At 72.2% G+C, this 22,237-nt stretch carries 20 protein-coding genes and 1 pseudogene; 9 read left to right on the top strand and 12 right to left on the bottom strand.

Features of this window, described 5'->3' with window-relative positions:
- The coding region (locus tag EAO73_RS30635; RefSeq protein WP_147975394.1) for a LysR family transcriptional regulator at window positions 1-592 on the bottom strand (592 nt) is incomplete at its 3' end.
- Between the two features lie 104 nt (window positions 593-696).
- Here EAO73_RS30635 and EAO73_RS30640 point away from each other — a divergent pair.
- Window positions 697-1,440: an SDR family oxidoreductase gene (locus EAO73_RS30640; RefSeq protein WP_147974771.1), complete on the top strand. Its 744-nt coding sequence runs from the start codon at window positions 697-699 to the stop codon at window positions 1,438-1,440.
- 69 nt (window positions 1,441-1,509) lie between these two features.
- Here EAO73_RS30640 and EAO73_RS30645 read toward each other — a convergent pair whose 3' ends face one another.
- From EAO73_RS30645 to EAO73_RS30675, 7 genes and pseudogenes are all read right to left on the bottom strand, one after another.
- A complete protein-coding gene (locus tag EAO73_RS30645) occupies window positions 1,510-2,574 on the bottom strand; it encodes a CU044_5270 family protein (RefSeq protein ID WP_147974772.1) in 1,065 nt (354 codons plus the stop codon).
- The gene (locus tag EAO73_RS30650; protein ID WP_147974773.1) at window positions 2,571-3,134 is read right to left on the bottom strand and encodes an RNA polymerase sigma factor; all 564 of its coding nucleotides are present in this window, start codon (window positions 3,132-3,134) and stop codon (window positions 2,571-2,573) included. The genes EAO73_RS30645 and EAO73_RS30650 overlap by 4 nt, the downstream gene beginning before the upstream one ends.
- A gap of 118 nt (window positions 3,135-3,252) precedes the next feature.
- Window positions 3,253-4,029 carry an SDR family NAD(P)-dependent oxidoreductase gene (locus tag EAO73_RS30655; protein WP_147974774.1) on the bottom strand — a complete coding sequence of 259 codons (777 nt, stop codon included), beginning with the start codon at window positions 4,027-4,029 and terminating at the stop codon, window positions 3,253-3,255.
- 75 nt (window positions 4,030-4,104) lie between these two features.
- A complete protein-coding gene (locus EAO73_RS30660; protein WP_147975395.1) occupies window positions 4,105-5,265 on the bottom strand; it encodes a serine hydrolase domain-containing protein in 1,161 nt (386 codons plus the stop codon).
- Between the two features lie 105 nt (window positions 5,266-5,370).
- Window positions 5,371-6,144 carry an energy-coupling factor ABC transporter ATP-binding protein gene (locus EAO73_RS30665; RefSeq protein WP_147974775.1) on the bottom strand — a complete coding sequence of 258 codons (774 nt, stop codon included), beginning with the start codon at window positions 6,142-6,144 and terminating at the stop codon, window positions 5,371-5,373.
- Window positions 6,141-6,902, bottom strand: coding sequence for a cobalt ECF transporter T component CbiQ (gene cbiQ / locus EAO73_RS30670; protein WP_147974776.1), 762 nt, complete (start codon window positions 6,900-6,902; stop codon window positions 6,141-6,143). Before cbiQ ends, EAO73_RS30665 begins: the two co-directional genes overlap by 4 nt.
- A gap of 1 nt (window position 6,903) precedes the next feature.
- A pseudogene (locus tag EAO73_RS30675) lies at window positions 6,904-8,014 on the bottom strand (energy-coupling factor ABC transporter permease).
- A 198-nt stretch (window positions 8,015-8,212) separates the two neighbouring features.
- Here EAO73_RS30675 and EAO73_RS30680 point away from each other — a divergent pair.
- Window positions 8,213-8,566, top strand: coding sequence for an SsgA family sporulation/cell division regulator (locus EAO73_RS30680; RefSeq protein ID WP_147974777.1), 354 nt, complete (start codon window positions 8,213-8,215; stop codon window positions 8,564-8,566).
- Between the two features lie 127 nt (window positions 8,567-8,693).
- On the opposite strand, the gene EAO73_RS30685 is transcribed toward EAO73_RS30680, so the two are convergent.
- On the bottom strand, window positions 8,694-10,922 hold the full coding sequence (locus tag EAO73_RS30685) for an MMPL family transporter (protein WP_147974778.1): 2,229 nt from the start codon (window positions 10,920-10,922) through the stop codon (window positions 8,694-8,696).
- A gap of 124 nt (window positions 10,923-11,046) precedes the next feature.
- Window positions 11,047-11,619, bottom strand: coding sequence for a TetR/AcrR family transcriptional regulator (locus EAO73_RS30690; RefSeq protein ID WP_018524847.1), 573 nt, complete (start codon window positions 11,617-11,619; stop codon window positions 11,047-11,049).
- A 194-nt stretch (window positions 11,620-11,813) separates the two neighbouring features.
- Between EAO73_RS30690 and EAO73_RS30695 the strand changes: the two genes are divergently transcribed.
- Window positions 11,814-15,098, top strand: a complete 3,285-nt coding sequence (locus EAO73_RS30695) for a S41 family peptidase (RefSeq protein WP_147974779.1) — start codon at window positions 11,814-11,816, stop codon at window positions 15,096-15,098.
- Between the two features lie 12 nt (window positions 15,099-15,110).
- Here EAO73_RS30695 and EAO73_RS30700 read toward each other — a convergent pair whose 3' ends face one another.
- Window positions 15,111-16,817 (bottom strand): sel1 repeat family protein, encoded by a 1,707-nt coding sequence (locus EAO73_RS30700; protein WP_147974780.1) that lies wholly within the window; start codon window positions 16,815-16,817, stop codon window positions 15,111-15,113.
- Window positions 16,818-16,958: 141 nt separating this feature from the next.
- On the opposite strand from EAO73_RS30700, the gene EAO73_RS30705 reads away from it, so the two are divergent.
- From EAO73_RS30705 to EAO73_RS30715, 3 genes are all read left to right on the top strand, one after another.
- Window positions 16,959-17,846, top strand: coding sequence for a MerR family transcriptional regulator (locus EAO73_RS30705; protein WP_147975396.1), 888 nt, complete (start codon window positions 16,959-16,961; stop codon window positions 17,844-17,846).
- A 99-nt stretch (window positions 17,847-17,945) separates the two neighbouring features.
- Window positions 17,946-18,419 (top strand): carboxymuconolactone decarboxylase family protein, encoded by a 474-nt coding sequence (locus EAO73_RS30710; protein WP_147974781.1) that lies wholly within the window; start codon window positions 17,946-17,948, stop codon window positions 18,417-18,419.
- Window positions 18,420-18,446: 27 nt separating this feature from the next.
- Window positions 18,447-19,370, top strand: coding sequence for an RNA polymerase sigma-70 factor (locus EAO73_RS30715; protein ID WP_147974782.1), 924 nt, complete (start codon window positions 18,447-18,449; stop codon window positions 19,368-19,370).
- A 3-nt stretch (window positions 19,371-19,373) separates the two neighbouring features.
- On the opposite strand, the gene EAO73_RS30720 is transcribed toward EAO73_RS30715, so the two are convergent.
- On the bottom strand, window positions 19,374-19,958 hold the full coding sequence (locus tag EAO73_RS30720) for a DinB family protein (protein WP_147974783.1): 585 nt from the start codon (window positions 19,956-19,958) through the stop codon (window positions 19,374-19,376).
- Between the two features lie 175 nt (window positions 19,959-20,133).
- Between EAO73_RS30720 and EAO73_RS30725 the strand changes: the two genes are divergently transcribed.
- From EAO73_RS30725 to EAO73_RS30735, 3 genes are all read left to right on the top strand, one after another.
- Complete coding sequence (locus EAO73_RS30725; protein ID WP_147974784.1) at window positions 20,134-20,916, top strand: polysaccharide deacetylase family protein; 783 nt, start codon at window positions 20,134-20,136, stop codon at window positions 20,914-20,916.
- A gap of 75 nt (window positions 20,917-20,991) precedes the next feature.
- Window positions 20,992-21,600 carry a dihydrofolate reductase family protein gene (locus EAO73_RS30730; RefSeq protein ID WP_147974785.1) on the top strand — a complete coding sequence of 203 codons (609 nt, stop codon included), beginning with the start codon at window positions 20,992-20,994 and terminating at the stop codon, window positions 21,598-21,600.
- Between the two features lie 32 nt (window positions 21,601-21,632).
- Window positions 21,633-22,205: a dihydrofolate reductase family protein gene (locus tag EAO73_RS30735; RefSeq protein ID WP_147974786.1), complete on the top strand. Its 573-nt coding sequence runs from the start codon at window positions 21,633-21,635 to the stop codon at window positions 22,203-22,205.
- The last annotated feature ends 32 nt before the right edge of the window (window positions 22,206-22,237 follow it).

The following is a 22,237-nucleotide window of genomic DNA, read 5'->3' on the forward strand; positions in this document are numbered from 1 at the left end:
GGAGGGGGAGGTCGGGGAGGTCGGTGACCTCGGCGAGGCTCAGGTGGGGGCGGAGGCTGAGGGGGTGGCCCGCCGGGAGGACCGCGACCTGGCCCTCGGTGTGCAAGTCCTCGGTGTCGAAGCCGGCCAGGTCGTCGAACGGCCGGTGCAGCAGGGCCACGTCGGCCCGGCCGTCCCGCAGCACCCCCGCCTGCTCGCCCGGCCCGCACAGCAGGACGTCCACGGTGACGGCACCGGGCTCGGCGGCGTACGCGTCGAGGAGCTTGGCCAGCAGTTCGCCGGAGGCGCCCGCCTTCGCGGCGAGGACCACGGTGGGCTGACCGGCCGCGGTGAGAGCGGCCCGGCGGGTACGGCGCTCGGCGGCCTCGACGGCGTCCAGCGCCGCCCGTGCCTCCCGCAGCAGCACCGCCCCGGCCGGGGTCAGGGTGATACCCCGGCTGCCGCGTTCCAGGAGCAGCGCGCCCAGTCGCCGTTCGAGTCCGCCGATCGCCCGCGACAGCGGGGGCTGGGCGATCCCGAGCCGTTGTGCGGCCCGGCCGAAGTGCAGCTCCTCGGCGACCGCGACGAAGTACCGCAGTTCACGTGTCTCCACCCCGCCAGCGTAACCGGGCCGGCCAGGGGCGATACCCCAGCGGTATCGCCGCCCACCCGGTCGGTCTTGGACGCCCCGCCCGGTGCGGGAGAAGTATCGGAGTCATGACTGAGACGAACACCATGAACCACCCCAAGGTCGCGCTGGTGACCGGGGCCAACAAGGGCATCGGATACGAGATCGCCGCCGGACTCGGCGCGCTCGGCTGGACCGTCGGCGTCGGCGCCCGGGACGAGGAGCGGCGCGAGGCCGCCGTGGCCAAGCTGCGCGCGGCCGGGGCCGACGTGTTCGGCGTACCCCTGGACGTGACCGACGACGCGAGCGTGACCGCGGCGGCCCGGCTGGTGGAGGAGCGGACCGGGCGGCTCGACGCGCTCGTCAACAACGCGGCGATCACCGGCGGCCACCCCCAGGAGCCCACCACGGTCGACGTGGACCGGGTGCGGGCAACCGTGGAGACCAACGTGATCGGCGTCATCCGCGTCACCAACGCCCTGCTCCCGCTGCTGCGCCGCTCCCCCTCGCCGCGGATCGTGAACGTGTCCAGCAGCGTCGGCTCCCTCACGCTCCAGACCACTCCGGGCGCCGAGACCGGCCCGATCTCCATCGCCTACGCGCCGTCCAAGAGCTTCCTCAACGCCGTCACCGTGCAGTACGCCAAGGAGCTGGCCGACACGAACATCCTGATCAACGCCGTCTGCCCCGGCTACACCGCGACCGACCTCAACGGCTTCCGCGGGACGCGCACCCCGCAGCAGGGTGCGACCTCCGCGATCCAGTTGGCCACCGTGGAGGACGGCGGCCCGACCGGCCGCTTCTTCAGCGACGAGGGGGAGATCCCCTGGTAACGCGCTTCCGGTGCACGATGTCATGGAACGCGCCGAGCGACGCTGAAGCCCGTTGGCGAGCGGGCCCTCTCAGCCCGTGGTCTTCGCCGGGCCGACGCTCAGATACGTCTCACGCTGCACGACGTGGCCGGGGTCGTCGTCCGGGTCGCTGTTGACCTCCAGGACACGCCCGTCGGACGGGGAGACGATCCAGTTCGAGCGGAGGGTCGGGGCGGACTCCAGCTTGAATCCGGTGGGTGCGTCCTCGCCCTTGGGGCTGCCCGCGTCCTCGGGGCTGTCCACGTAGTAGTTCGGCCAGAAGCCCCAGTCCTTCGGCTTCTGTTCGTTGAAGTGCTTGGCCCATTTCCAGGAGATGCGGGTGCCGGAACGGCCCTTCGCGTCCTTCGCACCCTCCTTCACCGTGGCCCCGGGTGTCTTCGCCAGGACGCGGAAGATCGCGGCGCGCAGCTCGGGGGACAGCGGGGCGTCGGTCAGCAGTTGGCCGGCCTGCTGGACGGTCTGCTCGGCTGCGTCGTCGGCCCCGTGGGAACCCTCTGCCAGTTTGCGTCGCAGTGCGTCGGGCTCGGTGGGCAGGTCGTCGAGACCTTCCCAGGTCACCGACCCCTTGCCGACCGGCCAACTGGCGCGTCCGGGGATCCTCTTGGTGAAGGTCCGGCCGTCCGCGGTCTTGATGGTCACCGAGTCATGACTCAGGTAGCGGGTGTCCGTGCGGGGCTTCTGGCCATCGATCCACGTCTCCACCGTGCTCTTCCAGTACGCCGACGACCTGATCTGCCCGGTGATCATCCCGCCGTGGGCGCCCTTGGCGACCGTCAGGTGGTCCGCCATGCTCGTGAACACCTCTGACGCCGACGCGCTCGCCGCCGGGCCGTCGCCTCCGACGTCGGTGACCGGGACGATCGCCGCGCCCACCGCGATGGCCGCGACCGCCGCCGCGAGGGCGAACACCCGGCGGCGTCCGAAGCGGGGCCGCACGACGGGGGCCGGAGCGGCGTCCGCCGCGATCGCGTCCAGGATCAGCGCGTGTGCGCGGGCCTGGACCGCCGGGTCGAGCGGTTCGGTGCGGCCGGCGCGCTCCAGGGCGGCGGCGCCGGGGAAGTCGAGTACGTCGGTGTGCTGGTTCTCGTGCGTCATGCGAAGTCTCCCGTCAGGGTCGTACGGGTGGGGCCGGTCAGTCCGTCGCGCAGGCGGGCGCGGGCCCGGTGCAGGCGGGAACGGGCGGTTCCGGCGGGTATGCCGACGGCGGCGGCCGCCTCGGCGGGGGTCAGCTGCTCCCAGGCCACGAGCAGCAGCAACTCGCGCTCGGTCGAAGGGAGTTCCGCGAGTTTGCGGCGCAGCTCGGGTGCGACGGACGCGGCGTCCAGCCGCTGGTCGACCGCCTGCCAGGGGTCGGCCGTCGTGGCGTCGGGCTCCGGCTCGGTGCGGGCCGCGGCGCGCGCCGTGGTCTGCCGGTGGCGGGACAGTACGTTGCGGGCGACGCCGAACAGCCAGCCCCGGGCGGAGCCGCGCGCGGCGTCGAACGTGCCGCGATGGGCGTACGCCTGGAGCCACACCTCGGAGAGCAGGTCGTCGGCGGCGGCCGGGGCGCGGCGTACGAGGTAGCCGTGCAGGGCCGCCGAGTGCCGGGCCACCAGCGGCTCGAAGGCCGTGGGTTCACGTGCGGAACGGGCGAGCAGGTCCTCGTCCGGGTCCATGAAGTCTCCTGTCCGAGGCCGCCGGGGCGGCGGTCTCACCCCGTACTTGCACACGGGCGGGGCGAGCGTTCGCGGAGGAGGGGAGCCGGGGCGTGGGCCGTCCGGCCGGCCCGCCGCGCTACTCCGAAACCGCCGCCCGGAACCCCGTGTTCACCGCCGTGAGCCCCCCGTCCACGCACAGAGACGTGCCCGTGATCCACTCCGCGTCCGACGACGCGAGGAAGGCGACGGCCTTCGCGATGTCCTCCGGCTCCCCGACCCGGCCCAGCGGGTACAGCGCGCTGACCCGGTCCAGTTCCGCCTCGCGGCCCGCCCAGGCGTCGGTGCGGATCGTGCCGGGGACGACGAGGTTGGCGCGGACGCCGCGCGGGCCCGCGTGGCCGGCGAGGGTGCGGGTGAGGCTCGCCAGGCCCGCCTTCGCGGCGCTGTAGGCGTGGTTGCCGAAGTCCTGCATGCCGTTGACGGAGCCGATGGAGACGATCGCGCCCCGGCCGGACGCGGCGAGGTGCGGCATCGCGGCGCGCGCGCAGCGGTAGGCGCCGCCCAGGCTGATGTCCAGGTCGCGGTGCCAGGTCTCGTCCGGCTCGTCCTCGAAGAGCGTGCTGTCCAGGCTGCACGCGTACGCGTTGTTGACGAGGACGTCGAGCCCGCCGAAGGTCTCCACGGCGTACGCCACGGCCGCCTCGACGGCGGCCCGGTCCGCCACATCGCAGACCTGTGCATCGGCCGTGAAGCCGGCCGCACGGATCTCCGCCGCCACGGTCTTGGCCCGGTCGCCGTCCAGGTCGGTGACGAGCACGCGGGCGCCCTCGGCGGCGAGCAGGCGGGCGGTGGCGGCACCGATGCCCCGGCCCGCACCGGTGATGAGGACGCCGTATCCATCGAAGCGAGTCATAGCGCCGACCGTACCGCGCGGATCAGGGCCTGGGCCCGGGGCAGCCGGCGGCAACTCCCCCGAAGCACACAGCGGTCACAGCACCGACCGCACCGCCCGCACCAGGGCCTGGGCCCTGGGGTCGGCGGTGACTCCCTTCTGGAGGCCGTTGGTCACGTATCCGAAGGCGATCCCGGACTCGGGGTCCGCGAAGCCCAGCGAACCGCCGCGGCCCGGGTGCCCGAAGGAGCCGGGGGCGAGCAGCGGGCTGGCCGGGCCGTGGAGCATGTAGCCCAGGCCGAAGCGGGTGCTGACGACGAGGACCCGGTCCGGGCCCGCCGACTCCTCGGTACGGGCGAGCGTCAGGGTGGCCGGGGCGAACAGCCGGTGGCCGTCGACCGGGCCGATCATCGCGGCGTAGCAGCGGGCCAGGCCGCGCGCGGTCGCGGTGCCGTTGGAGGCGGGGAGTTCCGCGGCCCGGTATCCCCCGTCGTTCTCGTCGGGCAGCGGGTCGATCGCACCGAACGCCCGCCGGGTCAGCGACTCCGGGTCGCGGTAGGCGTCGACGACCGACCGCTTGGGCCGCACCCGCAGCGCGCCGGTGTTCTCGGCGGCCGGTGCCTCCACGGGCCCGATGCGGCCGACCCGGTGGGCCTCGTCGTCCGGGATGCCGAACCAGAAGTCGAGGCCGAGCGGGCGGGCGATCTCCTCGGCGACCCAGCGGCCGACGGTGCGCCCGGTGACGCGGCGCACGAGTTCGCCGATGAGCCAGCTGTAGGTCTGCGCGTGGTAGCCGTGCGCGGTGCCGGGCTCCCAGGCCGGGCGCTGGGCGGCGACGGCCCGCGGCCCGCTCACCCCGTCCGCGGCCTCCTTTGGGGTCAGCGGCCGGTCGAGGGCCGGGACGCCGGCCCGGTGGGCGAGGAGGTGGCGGACGAGGACGCGTTCCTTGCCGTTCGCCTTGAACTCCGGCCAGTACGTGCCGACCGGGGCGTGCAGATCGATCTGGCCGCGCTGGTGGAGCAGCAGGGGGACGGCGGCGGCGATGCCCTTGCCGGCGGAGCGGACGACCTGGACGGTGTCGACGGCCCAGGGTTCCCTGCCGTCCACGTCTCTGGTGCCGGCCCACAGGTCGACGACCTTGCGCCCGTGCCGGTAGACGGTGACCGCCGCTCCCCGGTCCCCGCGCTGTTCGAAGTTACGGACGAAGGCGTCCCGGACCGCTTCGAATCCGGGCGCCGCCGTGCCGCGTACGTCCACCCCTGCTGCCGCACTCCCGCTCATGCCCCCATGGTGCACGGCGTCGCAGGCCGCGGGTGGGCCGGGTCACCTCACGTTCACGATGCCGGAACGCGGGGCGCCGTTTCACGGGGCCTGGACGGTCACCGAGCGCGGGTCGAAGCCGAAGGGGAGTTCCAGGCGGTGGGCGCGCATCAGGGCCTCGTCGCACAGGAGTTCCTGGGTGCGGTCGTCGGCGGCGATGACCCCGTCGCTGAGGATCACCGCGCGGCCGCACAGCTCCAGCGCGTACGGCAGGTCGTGCGTGACCATCAGGACGGTGACGTCCAGGGAGCGCAGGATGTCGGCGAGTTCGCGGCGGGAGGCCGGGTCCAGGTTGGAGGAGGGCTCGTCCAGGACCAGGATCTCGGGCCGCATGGCGAGGACCGTCGCGACGGCGACGCGGCGGCGCTGCCCGAAGGAGAGGTGGTGCGGCGGCCGGGCCGCGTACTCCTCCATCCCCACCTGCTTCAGCGCCTCCATGACCCGCTCCTCCAGCTCCGCGCCGCGCAGTCCGCCGGCGGCGGGTCCGAAGGCGACGTCCTCGCGGACGGTGGGCATGAAGAGCTGGTCGTCGGGGTCCTGGAAGACGATGCCGACGCGGCGGCGGATCTCGGCCATGTTCCGCTTGTCCACCGGCATCCCGGCCACGCGCACCGATCCGGCGCCCGCCTCCAGGATGCCGTTGAGGTGGAGGACGAGGGTGGTCTTGCCGGCGCCGTTCGGGCCGAGCAGCGCGACGCGCTCGCCGCGCCCGACGGTCAGGTCGACGCCGAAGAGCGCCTGGTGGCCGTCGGGGTACGCGTACGCCAGGCCGCGGACCTCCAGGGAGGGCGGTACGGGGGCGGGGTCGGTGCTCATACGGTCCATCCCACCAGACACACGGCGAGGGCGAGCAGCGGGAGGGCGGAGGCGTACGCCCATTGGGTGCGCGAGGCGGTCACCTCGTCGATGACGGGCATGGATCCCCGGTAGCCCCGGCTGACCATCGCGAGGTGGACGCGTTCGCCGCGTTCGTAGGAGCGGATGAACAGGGCCCCGGCCGACTTGGCGAGGACGCCCCAGTGCCGTACGCCGCTCGCCTCGAAGCCGCGCGAGCGGCGGGCGACGGACATGCGGCGCATCTCGTCGGTGATCACGTCGCCGTACCGGATCATGAAGGACGCGATCTGGACGAGCAGCGGCGGGAGCTTGAGGCGCTGGAGGCCGAGCAGCAGCTCGCGCAGCTCGGTGGTGGAGGCGAGGAGCACGGAGGCGGCGACGCCGAGGGTGCCCTTGGCCAGCACGTTCCAGGCGCCCCAGAGGCCGGGGACGCTGACGGAGAGGCCGAGGACGTGGGTCTGCTCGCCGGGCACGACGAACGGCATGAGCAGGGCGAACGCGACGAACGGCACCTCGATCAGCAGGCGCTTGAGCAGGAAGCCGGCCGGGATGCGGGCGAGCGCGGTGACGCCCGCGATGAGCAGCGCGTAGAGACCGAAGGCCCAGACGGCCTCGCGCGGGGTGGAGACGACGACCACGACGAAGCAGAAGACGGCGGCGAGCTTGCAGTGGGGCGGCAGGTCGTGGACCGGTGAATGCCCGTGCCGGTAGAGCTTGTGCGCGTGGCCGGCGCCCATGTCAGACCTTCTCGTCGGTGCGGCTGTCGGCTTCGTCCTGCGTACGGCGGCGGCGCGAGACCACGTAGAAGGCGCCGCTGCCCACGACGAGGGTGGCACCGACGCCGATGATGCCTGCGAGGCCGCCGGAGAGCCGGGCGTTGGAGACGTCCTTGACGCCGTAGTCGGCGAGCGGGGAGTCCTTCGCGGCGTGCTCCTTGGCCTCCTTGTCGATGCCCTTGTCCGTGGCGACCTTCTCCAGGCCGTCCGGGTTGGCGGAGGCGTAGAAGGAGACGAACCCGGCGAGCACGAGGGCGGTGACCAGGCCGGTGGCCCAGAGGCCGCGGGTGGGGCGGTGGGGGTCGGTCTCCGTACCGGCCGCCGCCTGCGCCTTCACGCTGATGTACTGGATCGGCGGGACCACCGACATCCCGATCGGCAAGGTCTTCACCGCCATGGTCGGCGTCCACGTCCTCATCGGCATCGGCGAGGCCCTTCGCGCCGTGGACCAGGTCCGGGCGGACGGCGAGGACGGCGCCGACGGTGAGCGCGGTGATCACGGCCTCGCCGATGCCGATGAGGACGTGGACGCCGACCATGGCGGTGAAGACCTTGCCGATCGGGATGTCGGTGGTCCCGCCGATCCAGTACATCAGCGTGAAGGCGCAGGCGGCGGCCGGTACGGAGACCAGCGCGGCGACGAACGAGGCGGCGGTCATCGAGCGGCGGGTGCGCGGCAGCACGCCGACCAGACCGCGGAAGAGGGCGTACGCGACGACGGTGGTGACGATGCCCATGTCGAGGACGTTGACGCCGAGCGCGGTGAGGCCGCCGTCGGCGAAGAGGATGCCCTGCATCAGCAGGACGACGGATATGCAGAGCACGCCTGTGTAGGGCCCGACGAGTATCGCGGCCAGCGCCCCGCCGAGCAGGTGACCGCTGGTACCGGCGGCGACCGGGAAGTTCAGCATCTGCACGGCGAAGATGAAGGCGGCGACGAGCCCGGCCAGCGGCGCGGTGCGCTCGTTCAGTTCCCGGCGGGCACCCCGGAGGCTGACGGCCACGGCACCGGCGGCGACGACGCCCGCGACGGCGGAGACAGGTGGGTTGATGAATCCGTCGGGTACATGCATGGGGGAGGCTCCGCTTCCTGCGTTCTCGCGTTGCTGCGCCGGGTGCGCGGGGTCGTGAACCTCTCGATGATACGGGCCTCCTGCGAAGGGTTCGCAAGAGCGGTGCAGGCTCAACTACACAGGGTTCCCATAATGCCGTTTACATAAAATATGGGACATTGGATAACAAAGTTGCATAAACAGGAGGAGAGTCGGCCCATGTCCCCCGTGATCCATGAACATGCCCGAGCCCGGCTCGTCACCGACGCCCGTGACCTCCCCGTCGTCCCGGTCGAGCTGCGGTTCGACGGCGCGGACAGCCCCGCCACCGTCCGCGTCGCCTATCCCGGGGGAACCGAGTGGGCCGTCGACCGCGAACTGCTGGAACGGGGTCTGCGCTACCCGGTCGAGCAGGACGGCTGGCGGATATGGCCGTGCGGCCGGGTCCAGGTGGTCGTGGAACGGCACGACGCGGCGGGCGTGGACGTGGTGCAGTTCGACTGCGCCCCGCTGGTCCGCTTCCTGCGGCGTACGCACCAGGAGACGCCGAAGCCCGAGGCCGCCCGCGCGTGACATGCCGAGAGCCCCCGTGCGCATGCACGGGGGCTCTCGTCGCCCCGGCCCCCCGTCCCCACAGGTAACCCGGGCTCCCGGGGCCGCGCTCCGCTCAGACGCGGCCCCGGAGTTCAGTCCGCGCGGTTCACACGCGGATCAGTTCGCGCTCGTCGCCGGACTCCGGGCCGCCGTCACCGGCGGCGGGCTCGTCCAGTTCCTTGCGCAGGCCCTCGCCCTCGACGTCCACGTTGGGCAGCGCGCGGTCCAGCCAGCGCGGCAGCCACCAGGCGCGCTTGCCGAGCAGCGCCAGGACGGCGGGCACGATCGCCATGCGGACGACGAACGCGTCGAAGAAGACGGCGATGGCGAGCGAGAAGCCGATCATCTTGATCATCTGCTCGCTGGAGCCGATGAACCCGGAGAACACCGCGATCATGATCACGGCCGCGGCCGTGACGACCCGCGCCCCGTGCTTGAAGCCGGTGACGATGGCCTGGCCGGGCTTCTCGCCGTGGACGTACGCCTCACGCATCCGCGTGACGAGGAAGACCTCGTAGTCCATCGCGAGGCCGAAGACCACGCCCACCATGAAGATCGGCATCATCGACATGATCGGACCGGTCTGCTCCACCCCGAAGAGCGAGCCGAGCCAGCCCCACTGGAAGACCGCGACGACCGCGCCCAGGGCCGCGACGACCGAGAGCAGGAAGCCGAGCGCCGCCTTGAGCGGCACCAGCACCGACCGGAAGACCACCATCAGCAGCAGGAAGGCGAGGCCGACCACGAGCGCCAGGTAGGGCAGCAGCGCGTCGTTCATCTTCTGCGAGAAGTCGATGTTCATCGCGGTGGCACCGGTGACCAGCACCTCGGCGCCGGTGTCGGACTTGATGTCCTTGCCCGCGTCGCGGATCGCGTGGACCACGTTCTCCGTCTCGACGGAGCTGGGGCGGTCCTTCGGGACGACGGTGATCATCGCCGCGTCGCCGGCCTTGTTGAAGGTGGCCGGGGTGACGGCGACGACGCCCTTCATGCCGGAGATCTGATCGCCGACCTGCTTGGCCGCGGCCTTGCCGTCGGAGCTGTTCTCGGTGTCGACGACGACGAGCAGCGGCCCGTTGAAGCCGGGGCCGAAGCCGTCCGAGAGCAGGTCGTAGGCGCGGCGCTGGGTGGTGCTGGTGGGCTGGGAGCCGTCGTCCGGCAGGCCCATCTCCAGCGAGGCGGCCGGTACGGCGATGGCGCCGAGGCCCAGGACGCCGACGAGCAGCACCCAGACCGGCTTGCGCAGCACGAACCGGGCCCAGCGGGTGCCCATGTTCGGCTTCGCCTCGGGCTTGTTCTCCGCCTCGGCGGCCTTGCGCGCCTTGCGTCCCACGATCCGCTTGCCGACGAAGCCCAGCATGGCGGGGACGAGGGTGAGCGCGATGAGGACGGCGATGGCGACCGTGCCGGCCGCGGCGAAGCCCATCTTGGAGAGCATCGGGATGTTGACGACGGCCAGGCCGACGAGGGCGATGACCACGGTGAGGCCGGCGAAGACGACCGCGGACCCGGCGGTGCCGACCGCGCGGCCCGCCGCCTCCTCGCGTTCCCGGCCCTCGGCCAGTTCGGCGCGGTAGCGGGAGACGATGAACAGCGCGTAGTCGATGCCGACGGCGAGGCCGATCATCATCGCGAGCGTGGAGGTGGTGGAGCCCAGGTCGAGCACGTTGGCCAGGGCGGTGATCGTGGAGACACCGATGCCGACGCCGATCAGGGCGGTGAGCAGCGGCAGCCCGGCCGCGATGAGCGAGCCGAAGGTGATGACGAGCACCACGGCGGCCAGCGCGATGCCGATGACCTCGGTGGCGCCGGTCTCCGGCATCACCTGGAGCGCGTCACCGCCGATCTCGACGGTCATCCCGCTCTTCTGGGCGTGGGTGCCCGCGTCCTCCAGCGCGTCCCGGGTCCCGTCGGTCAGCTCCATCGAGTTGACCTTGTACGACACCGAGATGTACGCGGTGGAACCGTTCTTGGAGACGGCGTTGCCGGTGTACGGGTCGGTGACCGAGGCGATCTGGTCGGAGCCGTCCTTCAGCTCCCGGGTGATCTTCTTGACCTCGGCCTTGTTGGCCGGGTCCGTCATCTTCTCGTGCGCGGGGGCCTTGAAGACGACGCGCGCGGTGGCGCCGTCCGCACTGGCGGCCGGGAAGCGCTGTTCCAGCAGGTCGAAGGCCTTCTGGGCCTCCGTACCGGGGATGGAGAAGGAGCTGGAGGTCGCGGTGGCTGCGGAGGACGCGCCGAACCCGGCGAGCGCCAGCAGTGCCACCCAGATCAGGGCGACATAGCGGCGGCGCCGGAAGGCGAGCCGTCCGAGCTTGTAGAGGAATGTGGCCACGGGGGCGTACTCCCGGTCAGGTCGTTGAGTGGAAATGGGCGTGAGGAACCAGCCCGACGACGAGAGCGGCGTGTCAGGTGGGGCTTGGGGAGGGGGCCGTGCGGGAAAGCGCGGGGACCTGAGGTCAGACGCCGAGAGCGGGGAGGATCACGGAGTCGACGTAGTCGAGAAGGAATGCCTGGTCGACGGGGCGGTCCTCGACCAGCTGCCGAGTGGCGAAGGCGCCGATCAGCATGTGCGGTACGTATCTGAGCGCCGGGTTGTCCGGGCTCACCTCTCCCCGGTCCACGGCCCGGCGCAGCAGCGTGTCGAGACCGGTCATCTCCGGTTCGACGAGCAGTTCGCGCAGGGCCTGGAGCAGGTCGGGGTTGTTGTGGACGGCATGGCTCAGACCCCGCATCAGCGCGGCGTCCTTCTCCATCTGACAGTCGTCACTGCGGCTCAGTACGGCATGGAAGTCACCGCGCAGCGAGCCGGTGTCGACGTCGCCGAGGGTGCCGGGTTTGTTGTGCCGCAGGGCCGTGACGACCAGCGCCGGCTTGCTCCCCCACTGGCGGTAGAGGGTGGCCTTGCTGGAATGCGTACGCGCGGCGACGGCGTCCATCGTCAGGGCGTCGTAGCCGACCTCGCGGAGCAGGTCGAGCACGGCGGCGTACAGCTCGCTCTCACGCTCGGGCGTGAGCCGTGTGCGTGCCATGGGTCGACCTCCTGTTCCCGTGGGCCCGGCCTGCCGCGCATAAGCTGCGCATAAGCAAATCGAACGAAACTGTTTCGTACAGCAGAACGGTACCCCGCCCACCTAGCGAAACGAAACAGTTTCGCTTGTGTCCCGCACCACAAAAGCCGTCCCTCTGAGTTGCCGGGCCCCCTTCGCGCGGAAAGCATTGGGGGGTGAGTGACGACGTCTCGTATCTCCGGTTCCCGCACCTCCACGAGGATCTGCTCTGCTTCGTGGCCGAGGACGATCTCTGGGTCGCCCCGCTCGCCGCCGAGGGGGAGCGCCCCGGACGGGCCTGGCGGGTGACCGTCGACCGCACCAGAGCCGGCCATCCGCGCTTCTCCCCCGACGGGACCCGGATCGCCTACACGTCCTGGCGCAGCCTCGACCCCGAGATCCACCTCGCCCCGGTCTCCGGCGGACCGTCCCGCCGGCTCACCCACTGGGGCTCCACCGACACCCGGGTCTGCGGCTGGACGCCCGACCCCGGCGACGCGGCGCAGATCCTCGCCGTCTCCTCGCACAACCAGCCGTTCTCGTACTTCTCCTGGGCCTACAGCGTCCCCACCGACGGCGGCCCCGGCGGCAAGCTCCCCTGGGGCCCGGTCTCCGACATCGCCGTCGCCGACATCGACGGCGAGCGCCGCACCCTGCTGCTCACCGGCACCCCGCCGCACGAACCGGCCGCCTGGAAGCGCTACCGGGGCGGGGCCATGGGCCGGCTGTGGCTGCACGGCGAGCGGCTGCTCCCGGACATCGACGGGCACCTGGACTGCCCGATGTTCGTCGGCGGCCGGATCGCGTTCCTCTCCGACCACGAGGGCGTCGGCAACCTCTACTCCTGCCGGCCCGACGGCACGGACCTGCGGCGGCACACCGACCACGACGCGTTCTACGCCCGGCACGCGGCGAGCGACGGGCGCCGCGTCGTCTACCAGTGCGCGGGCGAGCTGTGGCTCGTGGACGACCTGGAGACGCCGGACGCCGTGCCCCGCAGGCTGGAGGTCCGGCTCGGCGGCCCGCGCGCCGGGCGGCGGTCGTACCAGGTGCCCGCGTCGAGCAACGTGGACGCGCTGTCCGTGGACGAGACCGGCCGGGCGAGCGCCGTGTCGGTACGCGGCAGTCTGTACTGGCTCACGCACCGCGACGGGCCCGCCCGCACCATCTCGGACACCCCGGGCGTACGGGTGCGGCTGCCGGAGATGCTGGGCAGCGGGGGCCAGGTCGCGTACGTCACCGACGCGGAGGGCGAGGACGCGGTCGAGATCGCCCAGCTGCCGCGCGCCAGCGGCGACCGCCCGGTCCGCCGGCTCGCCTCGGGCCTGATCGGCCGGGTCCAGGAAATGGTCGCCGACCCGGACGGCGAACGCCTCGCCCTCGCCTCGCACGACGGCCGCCTGCTGCTCCTGGACACCGACGAGGAGACGGCCACCGGCGAGCCGGTCGAGCTGATCCGCTCCGTCAACGGCCCGGTCCGCGATCTGGCGTTCTCCCCCGACGGCGCCTGGCTGACCTGGTCGCACCCGGGCATCGGCCGCTCGCTGCGCAAGATCAAGCTGGCCCGGATCGGCGGTCCCGGCGAGCCCGCGATCGTGGACGTCACCAACGGCCGCTTCGAGGACGAGAACCCGGTCTTCACGGGCGACGGCCGCTATCTGGCGTTCCTGTCCTGGCGCGGCTTCGACCCGGTGTACGACGTGCACACCGGCGACCTGTCCTTCCCGCTCGGCTGCCGCCCGTACCTGGTGCCGCTCTCCTCGGCGACCCCGTCCCCCTTCGCCCTGCTCCCCGACGGGCGCCCGGCGGCGGGCGGCCTGGACCCGGTCGACACCGCCGAGGCGGGGATGACGGAGGGGTCGACGGTCACCGTCGAGTTCGAGGGCCTGGAGAGCCGGGTCACGCCGTTCCCGGTCTCCGCCTCCAAGTACTCCGCGCTGGCGCCGGTGAGCGGCGGCGGTCTGGTGTGGCTGCGCTGGCCGATCTCCGGGGCGCTCGGCGAGACCTTCGCCAACCCGGCGGACATGTCGGGCCGGCCGACCCTGGAGCACTTCAGCATCGCCAAGGCGAAGAAGACCGAACTCGTCGGCCATCTCGACTGGTTCGAGGTCAGCGGCGACGCCTCGCGCCTGGTCGTGATGGACGACGGCGAACTGCGCGCGGTCCCCGCCACCGAACCCGGCGACAACGACTCCACGGTCTACCTCGATCTGCGCCGCATCCTGCACGAGGTGGACCCGGCGGCGGAGTGGCGGGGCGCGTACGACGAGGCGGGCCGCATCATCCGCTCCTACTTCTGGGAGCCGGACATGTGCGGCATCGACTGGCCCGGGGTCCTGGACCAGTACCGCCCCCTGGTCGAACACGTCGCCACCCCGGACGAGTTCGCCGACCTGCTGCGCGAGGTGCTGGGCGAGCTGGGCACCTCGCACGCCTACGTGTCGCCCGCGCGCCGCAACGAGGGCCCGCCGCACTACCAGCGCGCGATCGGCCTGCTCGGCGCCAACTTCGCGTGCCGGGACGGCGACTGGACCCTGCTGCGGATCCTGCCCGGCGACTCGTCGGACTCCAAGGCCCGCTCCCCGCTGGCCGGTACGGGCATCCGCGAGGGCGCGGTGCTGACCCATGTCGACGGCCGCCCGGTCGACCCGGTCACCGGCCCCTACCCGCTGCTGGCGGCGGCGGGCGGCACCACGGTGGAGCTGACGTTCCGCCCGGCGGAGGGCGAGGGCCGCCCGCGCCGCATCGCGATCGTCCCCCTCGTCGACGAACGCCCCCTGCGCTACCAGGACTGGGTCGCCAAGCGCCGCGAGGTGGTCCGGGAACTGAGCGGCGGGCGGTGCGGCTACCTCCACATCCCCGACATGGGCGGCTCCGGCTGGGCCCAGTTCAACCGCGACCTGCGCATGGAGGTCTCCCGCCCCGCGCTGATCGTGGACGTACGCGGCAACGCCGGCGGCCACATCAGCGAGCTGGTCGTGGAGAAGCTCACCCGCACGATCCTGGGCTGGGACCTGACCCGCAACGCCCAGCCCGTCTCGTACGCCTCCAACGCCCCCCGGGGCCCGGTCGTCGCCCTGGCCGACGAGGCGACCTCCTCCGACGGCGACATGATCACCGCCGCGTTCCGCCTGCTGAAGCTGGGCCCGGTCGTCGGCCAGCGCACCTGGGGCGGCGTCGTCGGCATGACCGGCCGCCACCGCCTGGGCGACGGCACGGTGATCACGGTGCCGATGAACGCGGCCTGGTTCGACACGTACGGCTGGTCGGTCGAGAACCACGGCGTCGAACCGGACCTGGAGGCGCTGCGGACCCCGCTGGACTGGGCGGAGGGACGCTACGCGGTGCTGGACGACGCGGTCCGCGTGGCGCTGGACCTCCTGGCGGCGCATCCCCCGGCGACCCCGCCGACGTACGACTCGGCCCCGGACCGCAGGAGGCCGCCGCTGCCGCCGAGGTAGCCGGGAGGGGGCTCACTCCTCCTCGTCGTCGTCCTCCTCCGACTCCGCGTCCAACTGCTCGTCCAGCGCGTCCAGTTCCTTCTGCGGGTCGATCATCCGGGCCAGGACGTCCAGGTCGTCCGTGTCGTAGAGGCGGAGGACGTCGCGCCAGCCCTCGACGGCGGTCGTCAGGAGGGTCATGGCCTCGGCGAGGCGGTCGAGGTGGCGCAGGGCGGTGCCGTAGTAGCCGGCGGTCTCCGTGCGGAAGGCGTCGTTGTCGTCGCCCTCCTCCCAGGCTCGGCGGAGGTACGGTTCGGCCTCCGCGTACGCCCCGCGCTGGACCATCAGCTTGCCCGCGAGCATGGAGTCCAGGCGGGAACCGAGACCGGCCGCGCGGGCGTACCAGCGCTCGGACTCCTGGTAGTCGTGGTGGTGGTCGGAGAGCCAGCCCATGTGGTGGCAGGAGTGGCGGTCGCCCCTCTCGGCGGCCACCCGGTGCCACTTGTCGCGGTCCGTGAAGCGGCGCAGCTTCGCGCACAGCTGCGCCAGGTCGTACGCCGCCTCCGGGTCCCCGGCGCGGGCGGCGGGCTCCAACCAGGGGATCAGGTAGCGGGCGTTCTTGCCGCCCCAGTCGTTGAGCATGTCGGCGTACTCGTACCCGGCCCGTACGTCCCCGGCCTCCGCCCGCTCGCGCAGTACGGGCAGCAGCCGGTAGTCGGGCTCGTCGGCGGCGCGGGGGCCGCCCTCGCGGAGCGCGGCGATCCGGGCGAGCTGCTGAACGGCGTCCCGGTCGTCGTCGCCGAACTCCCGGAACCAGCGCTCGGCCTCGTCGTACCGGCCGAACCGCAGGCACAGCATCCCGAGGTTCCACTTGGGCGCCTCCTCGCCCGCCTCGACGGCCAGGAGGTGGGCGCGCTCGGCCTCCGCCATCTCGCCGCGCTGCTCGCACTTGTTGCCGAGGAGGGCTGCGGCCTGCGGGACGCCCTCCTCACGGGCCCGGAGCAGCAGCTCGATGGCCTCGGGCCAGGACTCCTCACCGGTCTCGGTGAGGAACATCGCGTAGTACATCCCCGCCTCGGCGCTGAGCGCGGAGCCCCGGCGGTAGAGCGCGTCGGCGCGGGGGGCGAGCCCCGGGTAGTCCGCGAAGTGCGCGTCCAGCTCGAAGAGTTCGCGCACCGCCGCCAGGGCGGCAGCGCCGTCCTCGTCGGCCTCGGCGGTGTCGAGGGCAGCGGCGACCCGGTCGAAGACCTCCACGAACGAGTCGAAGAGCTGTGACCAGCGGAAGACCGCGATGTCTCCCAGCTCGGTGTCGCTCATCAGGAACGCGGAGGCCTCGGCGGGCTGCCCCTCTGCGGCCATGAGCTTCCCCAGCTCGATCTTGCAGTCGAGGTGCCGCCCGTTCTCCCACCCCCGCCGGAACCACTCGGCGGCCTCCTCGGTGTTCCCGTCCTCGCGCAGCAGCACCCCGAGCCCGTACGCACACCCCGCGTCGAACTCCGCCACGGCCCGGTACAGCGCGTCCGCCGCGTCCCGGTCGCCCCGGATCTTCCGGTACCGGGCCAGCGTGTAGTGCGACCAGATGTCCCCGGCCTCGACGGCCCGCTCCCAATGGGGGATGCCCTCGTCGATGTGTCTGCCGAACACGAAGAAGTCCGTGTGGCGGTGGGCGGCTTTGGCATCCTTGGCCAGAGCGGCGGCGACAAGCGCCTCGCCCCGGGCCTGTATGTCCTGGATGGTCATGGGCGCATGGTGCCAGGCGGCGTCATGTGCGGTCGTGCGGGGTCCTGTTGTCCGGGCGCTCCCGCGCCGGAGCGTACGGTCCCGGCCCCTCCGGCTTGAGTCTCCCGTGGCGGGAGACCCCAAGCTGGACCCATGGACGGCATGGACGGCAACACGCACTACTCGATCGGGGAGCTGGCCCGGCTGACCGGGCTCAGTGTGAAGACGATCCGGTACTACTCCGATCGCGGGATCGTGACGCCGGCCGGCCGTACCTCCGCCGGATACCGCCGTTACGGCACCGACTGCGTCGCCCGCCTCGGCCTCGTACGGACCCTGCGGGAGCTGGGGCTCGGTCTCGGGACCGTACGCGCGGTCGTCGACCGGGAGGTCCCGCTGCCCGAGGTCGCCGCCGCGCACGCGGAGGCGCTGGAGGTGCAGATCCGCGTACTGCGTTTGCGACAGGCGCTGTTGGCCGCGGTGGCCGAGCGCCGGCTCACCCCTGAGGAGACCGATCTCATGCATCAGCTCGCCCGGCTCACCGACGACGAACGCCGCCGCCTCGTCGACGACTTCCTCCACGCGGTCTTCGGCGGCCTCGCGCTCGACGGTGTCGCCCGGACGATGACGCCGGAGCTGTCCGGCGAGCCCGACGCCGCGCAGACCCGCGCCTGGGCGGAGTGGGCCGCGCTGGCCCAGGACCCCGGATTCCGCGCCGATCTCCGGGAAACGGTCCGGGAAGTCGCCGCCGAAAGCCCCCAAAACGGCCTCCCCCGCCGCAACTTCACCGCCGCCGTCCGCGACCTCGTCGCCCCCGCCCTGGCCGCCGGCCTCGCCCCCGCCTCACGCGAGGCCGACCCGATCGTCGCCGCCGTCACGGCGGAGCACACCGGCCCCGAAGAGCTCCTCCCCCGGCTCCGGCGCCTCAACGACGCGCGCCGGGAACGGTACGTACACCTGCTCGCCGTGATCAACGGCTGGCCGGCCCCCGAAAGCCCGGCCCCCGCACTCGACTGGGCCGCCGAGGCCGTACGCGTACGGACGGCGTAGCGCGAGACGTACGTCACACACCGCGTCCGATGTCACAGCCGCGCCCCCCGTCTCGTCCAGGGAATGAACGCACCCGACGACCAGCCCGAGGAGCACCCCATGAACGCTCGCCTCAACTACTTCGCCAACCCGGCCGCCGGCAGGGCGCTGAAGCACTTCATGGCGTTCGGCCGGGAGATGAAGGCGCTGCCGCTGCCCGCCGTGACGCAGGAGCTCGTCGCACTGCGGGTCAGCCAGATCAACGGCTGCGCGGCCTGCCTCGACATGCACACCAAGGAAGCGGCCGCGGCCGGTGAGAGCGCGGTGCGGCTGCATCTGGTCGCGGCCTGGCGGGAAGCCACCGTCTTCACCGACGCCGAGCGCGCCGCCCTCGCGCTCGCCGAGCAGGGCACCCGTACCGCCGACGCGGGGACGGGGGTCGACGACGACACCTGGGCGTACGCCGCCAAGTTCTACGACGAGGAGCAGCTGACCGCACTCGTCATGCTGGTCTCGTTCATGAACGCGGTGAACCGGCTGAACATCATCACGCAGCAGCCGGCGGGCGACTATCAGCCCGGACAGTTCCACTGAGTCGAAGCAGCACGGGAGGAGACCGGCATGGGCAAGGCCGAGGAGTTCGAGGAGCTGCGGGCGCTGCTGTTCTCGATCGCGTACCGCGTCCTGGGCAGCGTCACCGAGGCGGAGGACGCCGTCCAGGAGACCTGGCTGCGTTACGACGCCTCGGCCACCCGGCCCGATTCGGTCAAGGCGTTCCTGTCCACCACGGTGACCCGGATCGCGATCGACGTCCTGCGGTCCGCCCGGTTGCGGCGCGAGGAATACGTGGGGCCGTGGCTGCCGGAGCCGCTGCTCGACGACCCGTACGCCGACCCGGCGCGGGCCGCCGAGCTGGCGGACTCGGTGTCGATGGCCTCGCTGCTCCTCCTGGAACGGCTCAGCCCGCTGGAGCGCTCGGTGTTCGTGCTGCGGGAGGTCTTCGCCTTCGGCTTCGACGACATCGCGGCGGCGGTGGGCCGCTCCGAGGCGGCGTGCCGGCAGCTGCTCGTACGGGCGCGCCGCCATATGCACGAGGGGCGGCCCCGGTTCGAGGCCGACCGCGCCGAACAGCGGGAGCTGGCGGGCCGGTTCTTCGACGCGCTGTCCCGGGGCGACGTGGACGGGCTGCGGAGCCTGCTGTCCGCCGACGTCCAGCTCGTCGGGGACGGCGGCGGCCGGGCACCGCAGCTGGCCAGGGAGATCGCCGGCGCGGACCACGTGGCCCGGCTGCTCGCCATGGTCTACCCGCTCATGGCCGAGGCCGGCATCACCTGCGAACCGCGCGAGGTCAACGGCCTGCCGGGCGCGGTCTTCCGGGTGCGCGACGGCGCCGTGCTTCACATCCTGGCCCTCGATGTGCTGGACGGCCAGGTGCAGACGGTCCGCTCGGTGATCAACCCCGACAAGCTCGGCCACCTGGGCCCGGTCGCGGACGCGTGGGCGGTGGACCGGGAGGTGAAGGCCCTGCGCAAGCGGGACCGCTGAGGGTTATGCGCCTTCGACCGCCTTCGCCGCACGTTCCACCTTCGCCCGGTGCGCCTCCCAGAACGCCGCGTCCTCCTGCTTCTCGGCGACCGCGGCAGACCTCCCCGTCGCGTGGTCGAGCTGTTCGCGGAGGATGTCGGCGTGGCCCGCGTGCCGGGCGGTCTCGCCGTGCATGTGGACCAGGATGTCGAACAGCCGGACCTCGGGCCGCCCCCACCACTCCACCCGGCCGGGCGCGTCCAGGGCGAGCGTGGCGATCGTCGCGTCCGAGTGCGCCCACACCCGGCGGTAGCGGCTGGTGATCTCCTCCCGTGTCTCGTCCTCGGCCGCCCACATCTCGGGCCCGCCGGGTTCGTTGTCCTGCCGGCGGGGAAGCGGCTCGGGGAACGGCCGCCCGAAGACCTCCCCGAAGTACCGGGCGTCCCAGAACGACAGGTGCTTGACCAGGCCCAGCAGATTGGTCCCGGTCCAGGTCAGGGGCCGCCGGATGTCGTACTCACCGAGCCCGTCGAGCTTCCAGAGAACCGCCTCGCGTGCGGTCCGCAGATTGTTGTGGAGGCGTTCCTTCGCGGCGTCTTCGTCGATCATGCGCACGACTCTGCCAGCCGAGGCGCCGGATGGGGAGGCCCCCTCCTTTGTCGCCGGTCTCCCGCAGATATGTCCGCGATCGGTAACAGAGGCAGCCTCCGAGCGCACCCGCCTGTCCTGATGGGAGCAGGGCGGACACGGCATCGGCGGCAGCGGGCAAAGGGGCGGGGCGGACATGGCGAAGCACAGGGAACGCACGTGGCACAGTCGGCTCATCGCGGCGGCTCTCGGGGTCACCGCGCTGGCCGCGGCCACTTCGGTGTGGACCGCGCAGGCCGGCACCACCGACGGGCAGGGGGCGGCGGCCGTCTCGGCGAAGTCCGCCCCGCAGCATGACCGGTCCGTGCCCGAAGCGGTCGCGCAGGAGATCGCCCACGCGTCGGACAAGGGCCCCAAGGGCGTCAACATCACCATCGACGACGGCCCGGACCCGACCTGGACGCCCCAGGTGCTCCGGCTCCTCAAGGAGAACGGGGTCAAGGCCACGTTCTGCATGGTCGGCACGCAGGCCCAGGCCTACCCCGACCTGGTCAAGGCCGTCGTGGCGGGCGGGCACCGGCTGTGCGACCACACCGTCTCGCACGACGTGACCATGGACAAGAAGTCCGAGGCGTACCAGGCCAAGGAGATCCTCGACGCCGAACGGATGATCACCAAGGCGTCGGGCGGCGTCCACCCGCAGTACTACCGCGCCCCCGGCGGCGCGTTCACCCCGTACAGCCGGAAGCTCGCCGCCTCGCACGGGATGCGGCCGCTGGGCTGGAACGTCGACACCAAGGACTTCGAGCACCCCGGCGTGGACGCCATCGTCGCCACCGTCAAGGGCGAGATCGCCAACGGCCCGACCGTCCTCTTCCACGACGCGGGCGGCGACCGCTCCCAGACCCTGGCCGCACTGGGCCAGGTCCTGCCGTGGCTGCGGGAGCAGGGGTACGCGTACGGCTTCCCGGTGCGGTGAGGCCGGGGGCCACGCTCTCGCCGATGAGTTTCCGGCGCTCCCGACGTCTACCCCTTGACGAAAGGAGCGCACCCCATGCGCAAGATCATCGTTTCCACATTCCTGACCCTCGACGGCGTCATGCAGGCCCCCGGCGGCCCCGACGAGGACACCGAGAGCGGCTTCGCGCACGGGGGCTGGCAGAAGCCCACTTCCGACGACGAGGTGGGTGAGGCGATCGGCGGCTGGTACGAGGACACCGACGCGCTGCTCCTCGGCCGCAAGACGTACGACATCTTCGCCTCGTACTGGCCGACCGCCGACCCGGACAACCCGTTCACGGAGCGGATGAACTCCATGCACAAGTACGTGGCGTCCCGCACCCTGACCTCCGTGGACTGGCAGAACTCCACGCTCCTGGAGGGCGACACCGCCGAGGCGGTACGCCGCCTGAAGGCGACCGAGGGCCGCAACATCAACGTCGTCGGCAGCGGCGACCTCGCCCAGACCCTGATGCGCAACGACCTGGTCGACGAGTACCGCCTCACCATCCACCCGGTGATCATCGGCACCGGCAAGCGCCTCTTCGCGGACGGCGCGATCCCCACGGCCCTGGAACCGGTCAGCGTCACGGCGACCAAGGGCGGCACGGTCCTGGCGGTCTACCGCACGACGGGCAGGCCCACGTACGACAGCTACCAGTAGCCCCCGCCCGCCCCTCTCCAAGGACGTCACCCATGCGCACGCTCATCACCACCGCTTTCGTCTCCCTCGACGGCGTCGTCGAGGCCCCCGGCGGCGAACCGGGCTACCGGAACTCCGGCTGGACCTTCAAGGACATCGAGTTCCTTCCCGAGGCGTACGAGATCAAGGGCCGGGAACAGGAGGAGGCCGGGGCGCTCATGATGGGGCGCGCCAGCTACGAGGCGTTCAGCCCCGTGTGGCCCGGCATGGCGGAGTTCGCCGGCTACAAGGCGATGCCCAAGTACGTCGTCTCCACCACGCTCACCGAGGACGGACTCGCCTCCGACTGGGGCGAGACCCACATCCTGCGCTCCCTCGACGACGTCGCCGCCCTCAAGCAGACCGACGGCGCCCCGATCATCGTCCACGGCAGCGCGGCCCTCAACCGGTCCCTCTCCGACGCGGACCTCGTCGACCGCTACCACCTCCTCGTCTTCCCGCTCCTCCTCGGCGCCGGCAAGCGCCTGTTCAGCGGCTCGGACAAGGACACCCGGCACCTGAGGCTCGTCGAGCACGAGGCGTTCCCCAACGGCATCCAGAAGAACGTCTTCGACGTGGTCCGCTGAAGCCGTCACCTGGCGAGTCCCCGTCCGCGACT

The organism is Streptomyces sp. col6, from assembly GCF_008042035.1.
Classification (GTDB): Bacteria; Actinomycetota; Actinomycetes; order Streptomycetales; family Streptomycetaceae; genus Streptomyces.

Bases quoted from the DNA above. Each gene is read 5' to 3' on its own strand.
- EAO73_RS30730 (WP_147974785.1), top strand. From the start codon at position 20,992: ATGCGCAAGATCATCGTTTCCACATTCCTGACCCTCGACGGCGTCATG.
- EAO73_RS30705 (WP_147975396.1), top strand. From the start codon at position 16,959: ATGGACGGCAACACGCACTACTCGATCGGGGAGCTGGCCCGGCTGACC.
- EAO73_RS30640 (WP_147974771.1), top strand. From the start codon at position 697: ATGACTGAGACGAACACCATGAACCACCCCAAGGTCGCGCTGGTGACC.
- EAO73_RS30665 (WP_147974775.1), bottom strand. From the start codon at position 6,144: ATGAGCACCGACCCCGCCCCCGTACCGCCCTCCCTGGAGGTCCGCGGC.
- cbiQ (WP_147974776.1), bottom strand. From the start codon at position 6,902: ATGGGCGCCGGCCACGCGCACAAGCTCTACCGGCACGGGCATTCACCG.
- EAO73_RS30715 (WP_147974782.1), top strand. From the start codon at position 18,447: ATGGGCAAGGCCGAGGAGTTCGAGGAGCTGCGGGCGCTGCTGTTCTCG.
- EAO73_RS30645 (WP_147974772.1), bottom strand. From the start codon at position 2,574: ATGACGCACGAGAACCAGCACACCGACGTACTCGACTTCCCCGGCGCC.
- EAO73_RS30690 (WP_018524847.1), bottom strand. From the start codon at position 11,619: ATGGCACGCACACGGCTCACGCCCGAGCGTGAGAGCGAGCTGTACGCC.
- EAO73_RS30720 (WP_147974783.1), bottom strand. From the start codon at position 19,958: ATGATCGACGAAGACGCCGCGAAGGAACGCCTCCACAACAATCTGCGG.
- EAO73_RS30710 (WP_147974781.1), top strand. From the start codon at position 17,946: ATGAACGCTCGCCTCAACTACTTCGCCAACCCGGCCGCCGGCAGGGCG.
- EAO73_RS30655 (WP_147974774.1), bottom strand. From the start codon at position 4,029: ATGACTCGCTTCGATGGATACGGCGTCCTCATCACCGGTGCGGGCCGG.
- EAO73_RS30735 (WP_147974786.1), top strand. From the start codon at position 21,633: ATGCGCACGCTCATCACCACCGCTTTCGTCTCCCTCGACGGCGTCGTC.
- EAO73_RS30650 (WP_147974773.1), bottom strand. From the start codon at position 3,134: ATGGACCCGGACGAGGACCTGCTCGCCCGTTCCGCACGTGAACCCACG.
- EAO73_RS30700 (WP_147974780.1), bottom strand. From the start codon at position 16,817: ATGACCATCCAGGACATACAGGCCCGGGGCGAGGCGCTTGTCGCCGCC.
- EAO73_RS30725 (WP_147974784.1), top strand. From the start codon at position 20,134: ATGGCGAAGCACAGGGAACGCACGTGGCACAGTCGGCTCATCGCGGCG.
- EAO73_RS30680 (WP_147974777.1), top strand. From the start codon at position 8,213: ATGTCCCCCGTGATCCATGAACATGCCCGAGCCCGGCTCGTCACCGAC.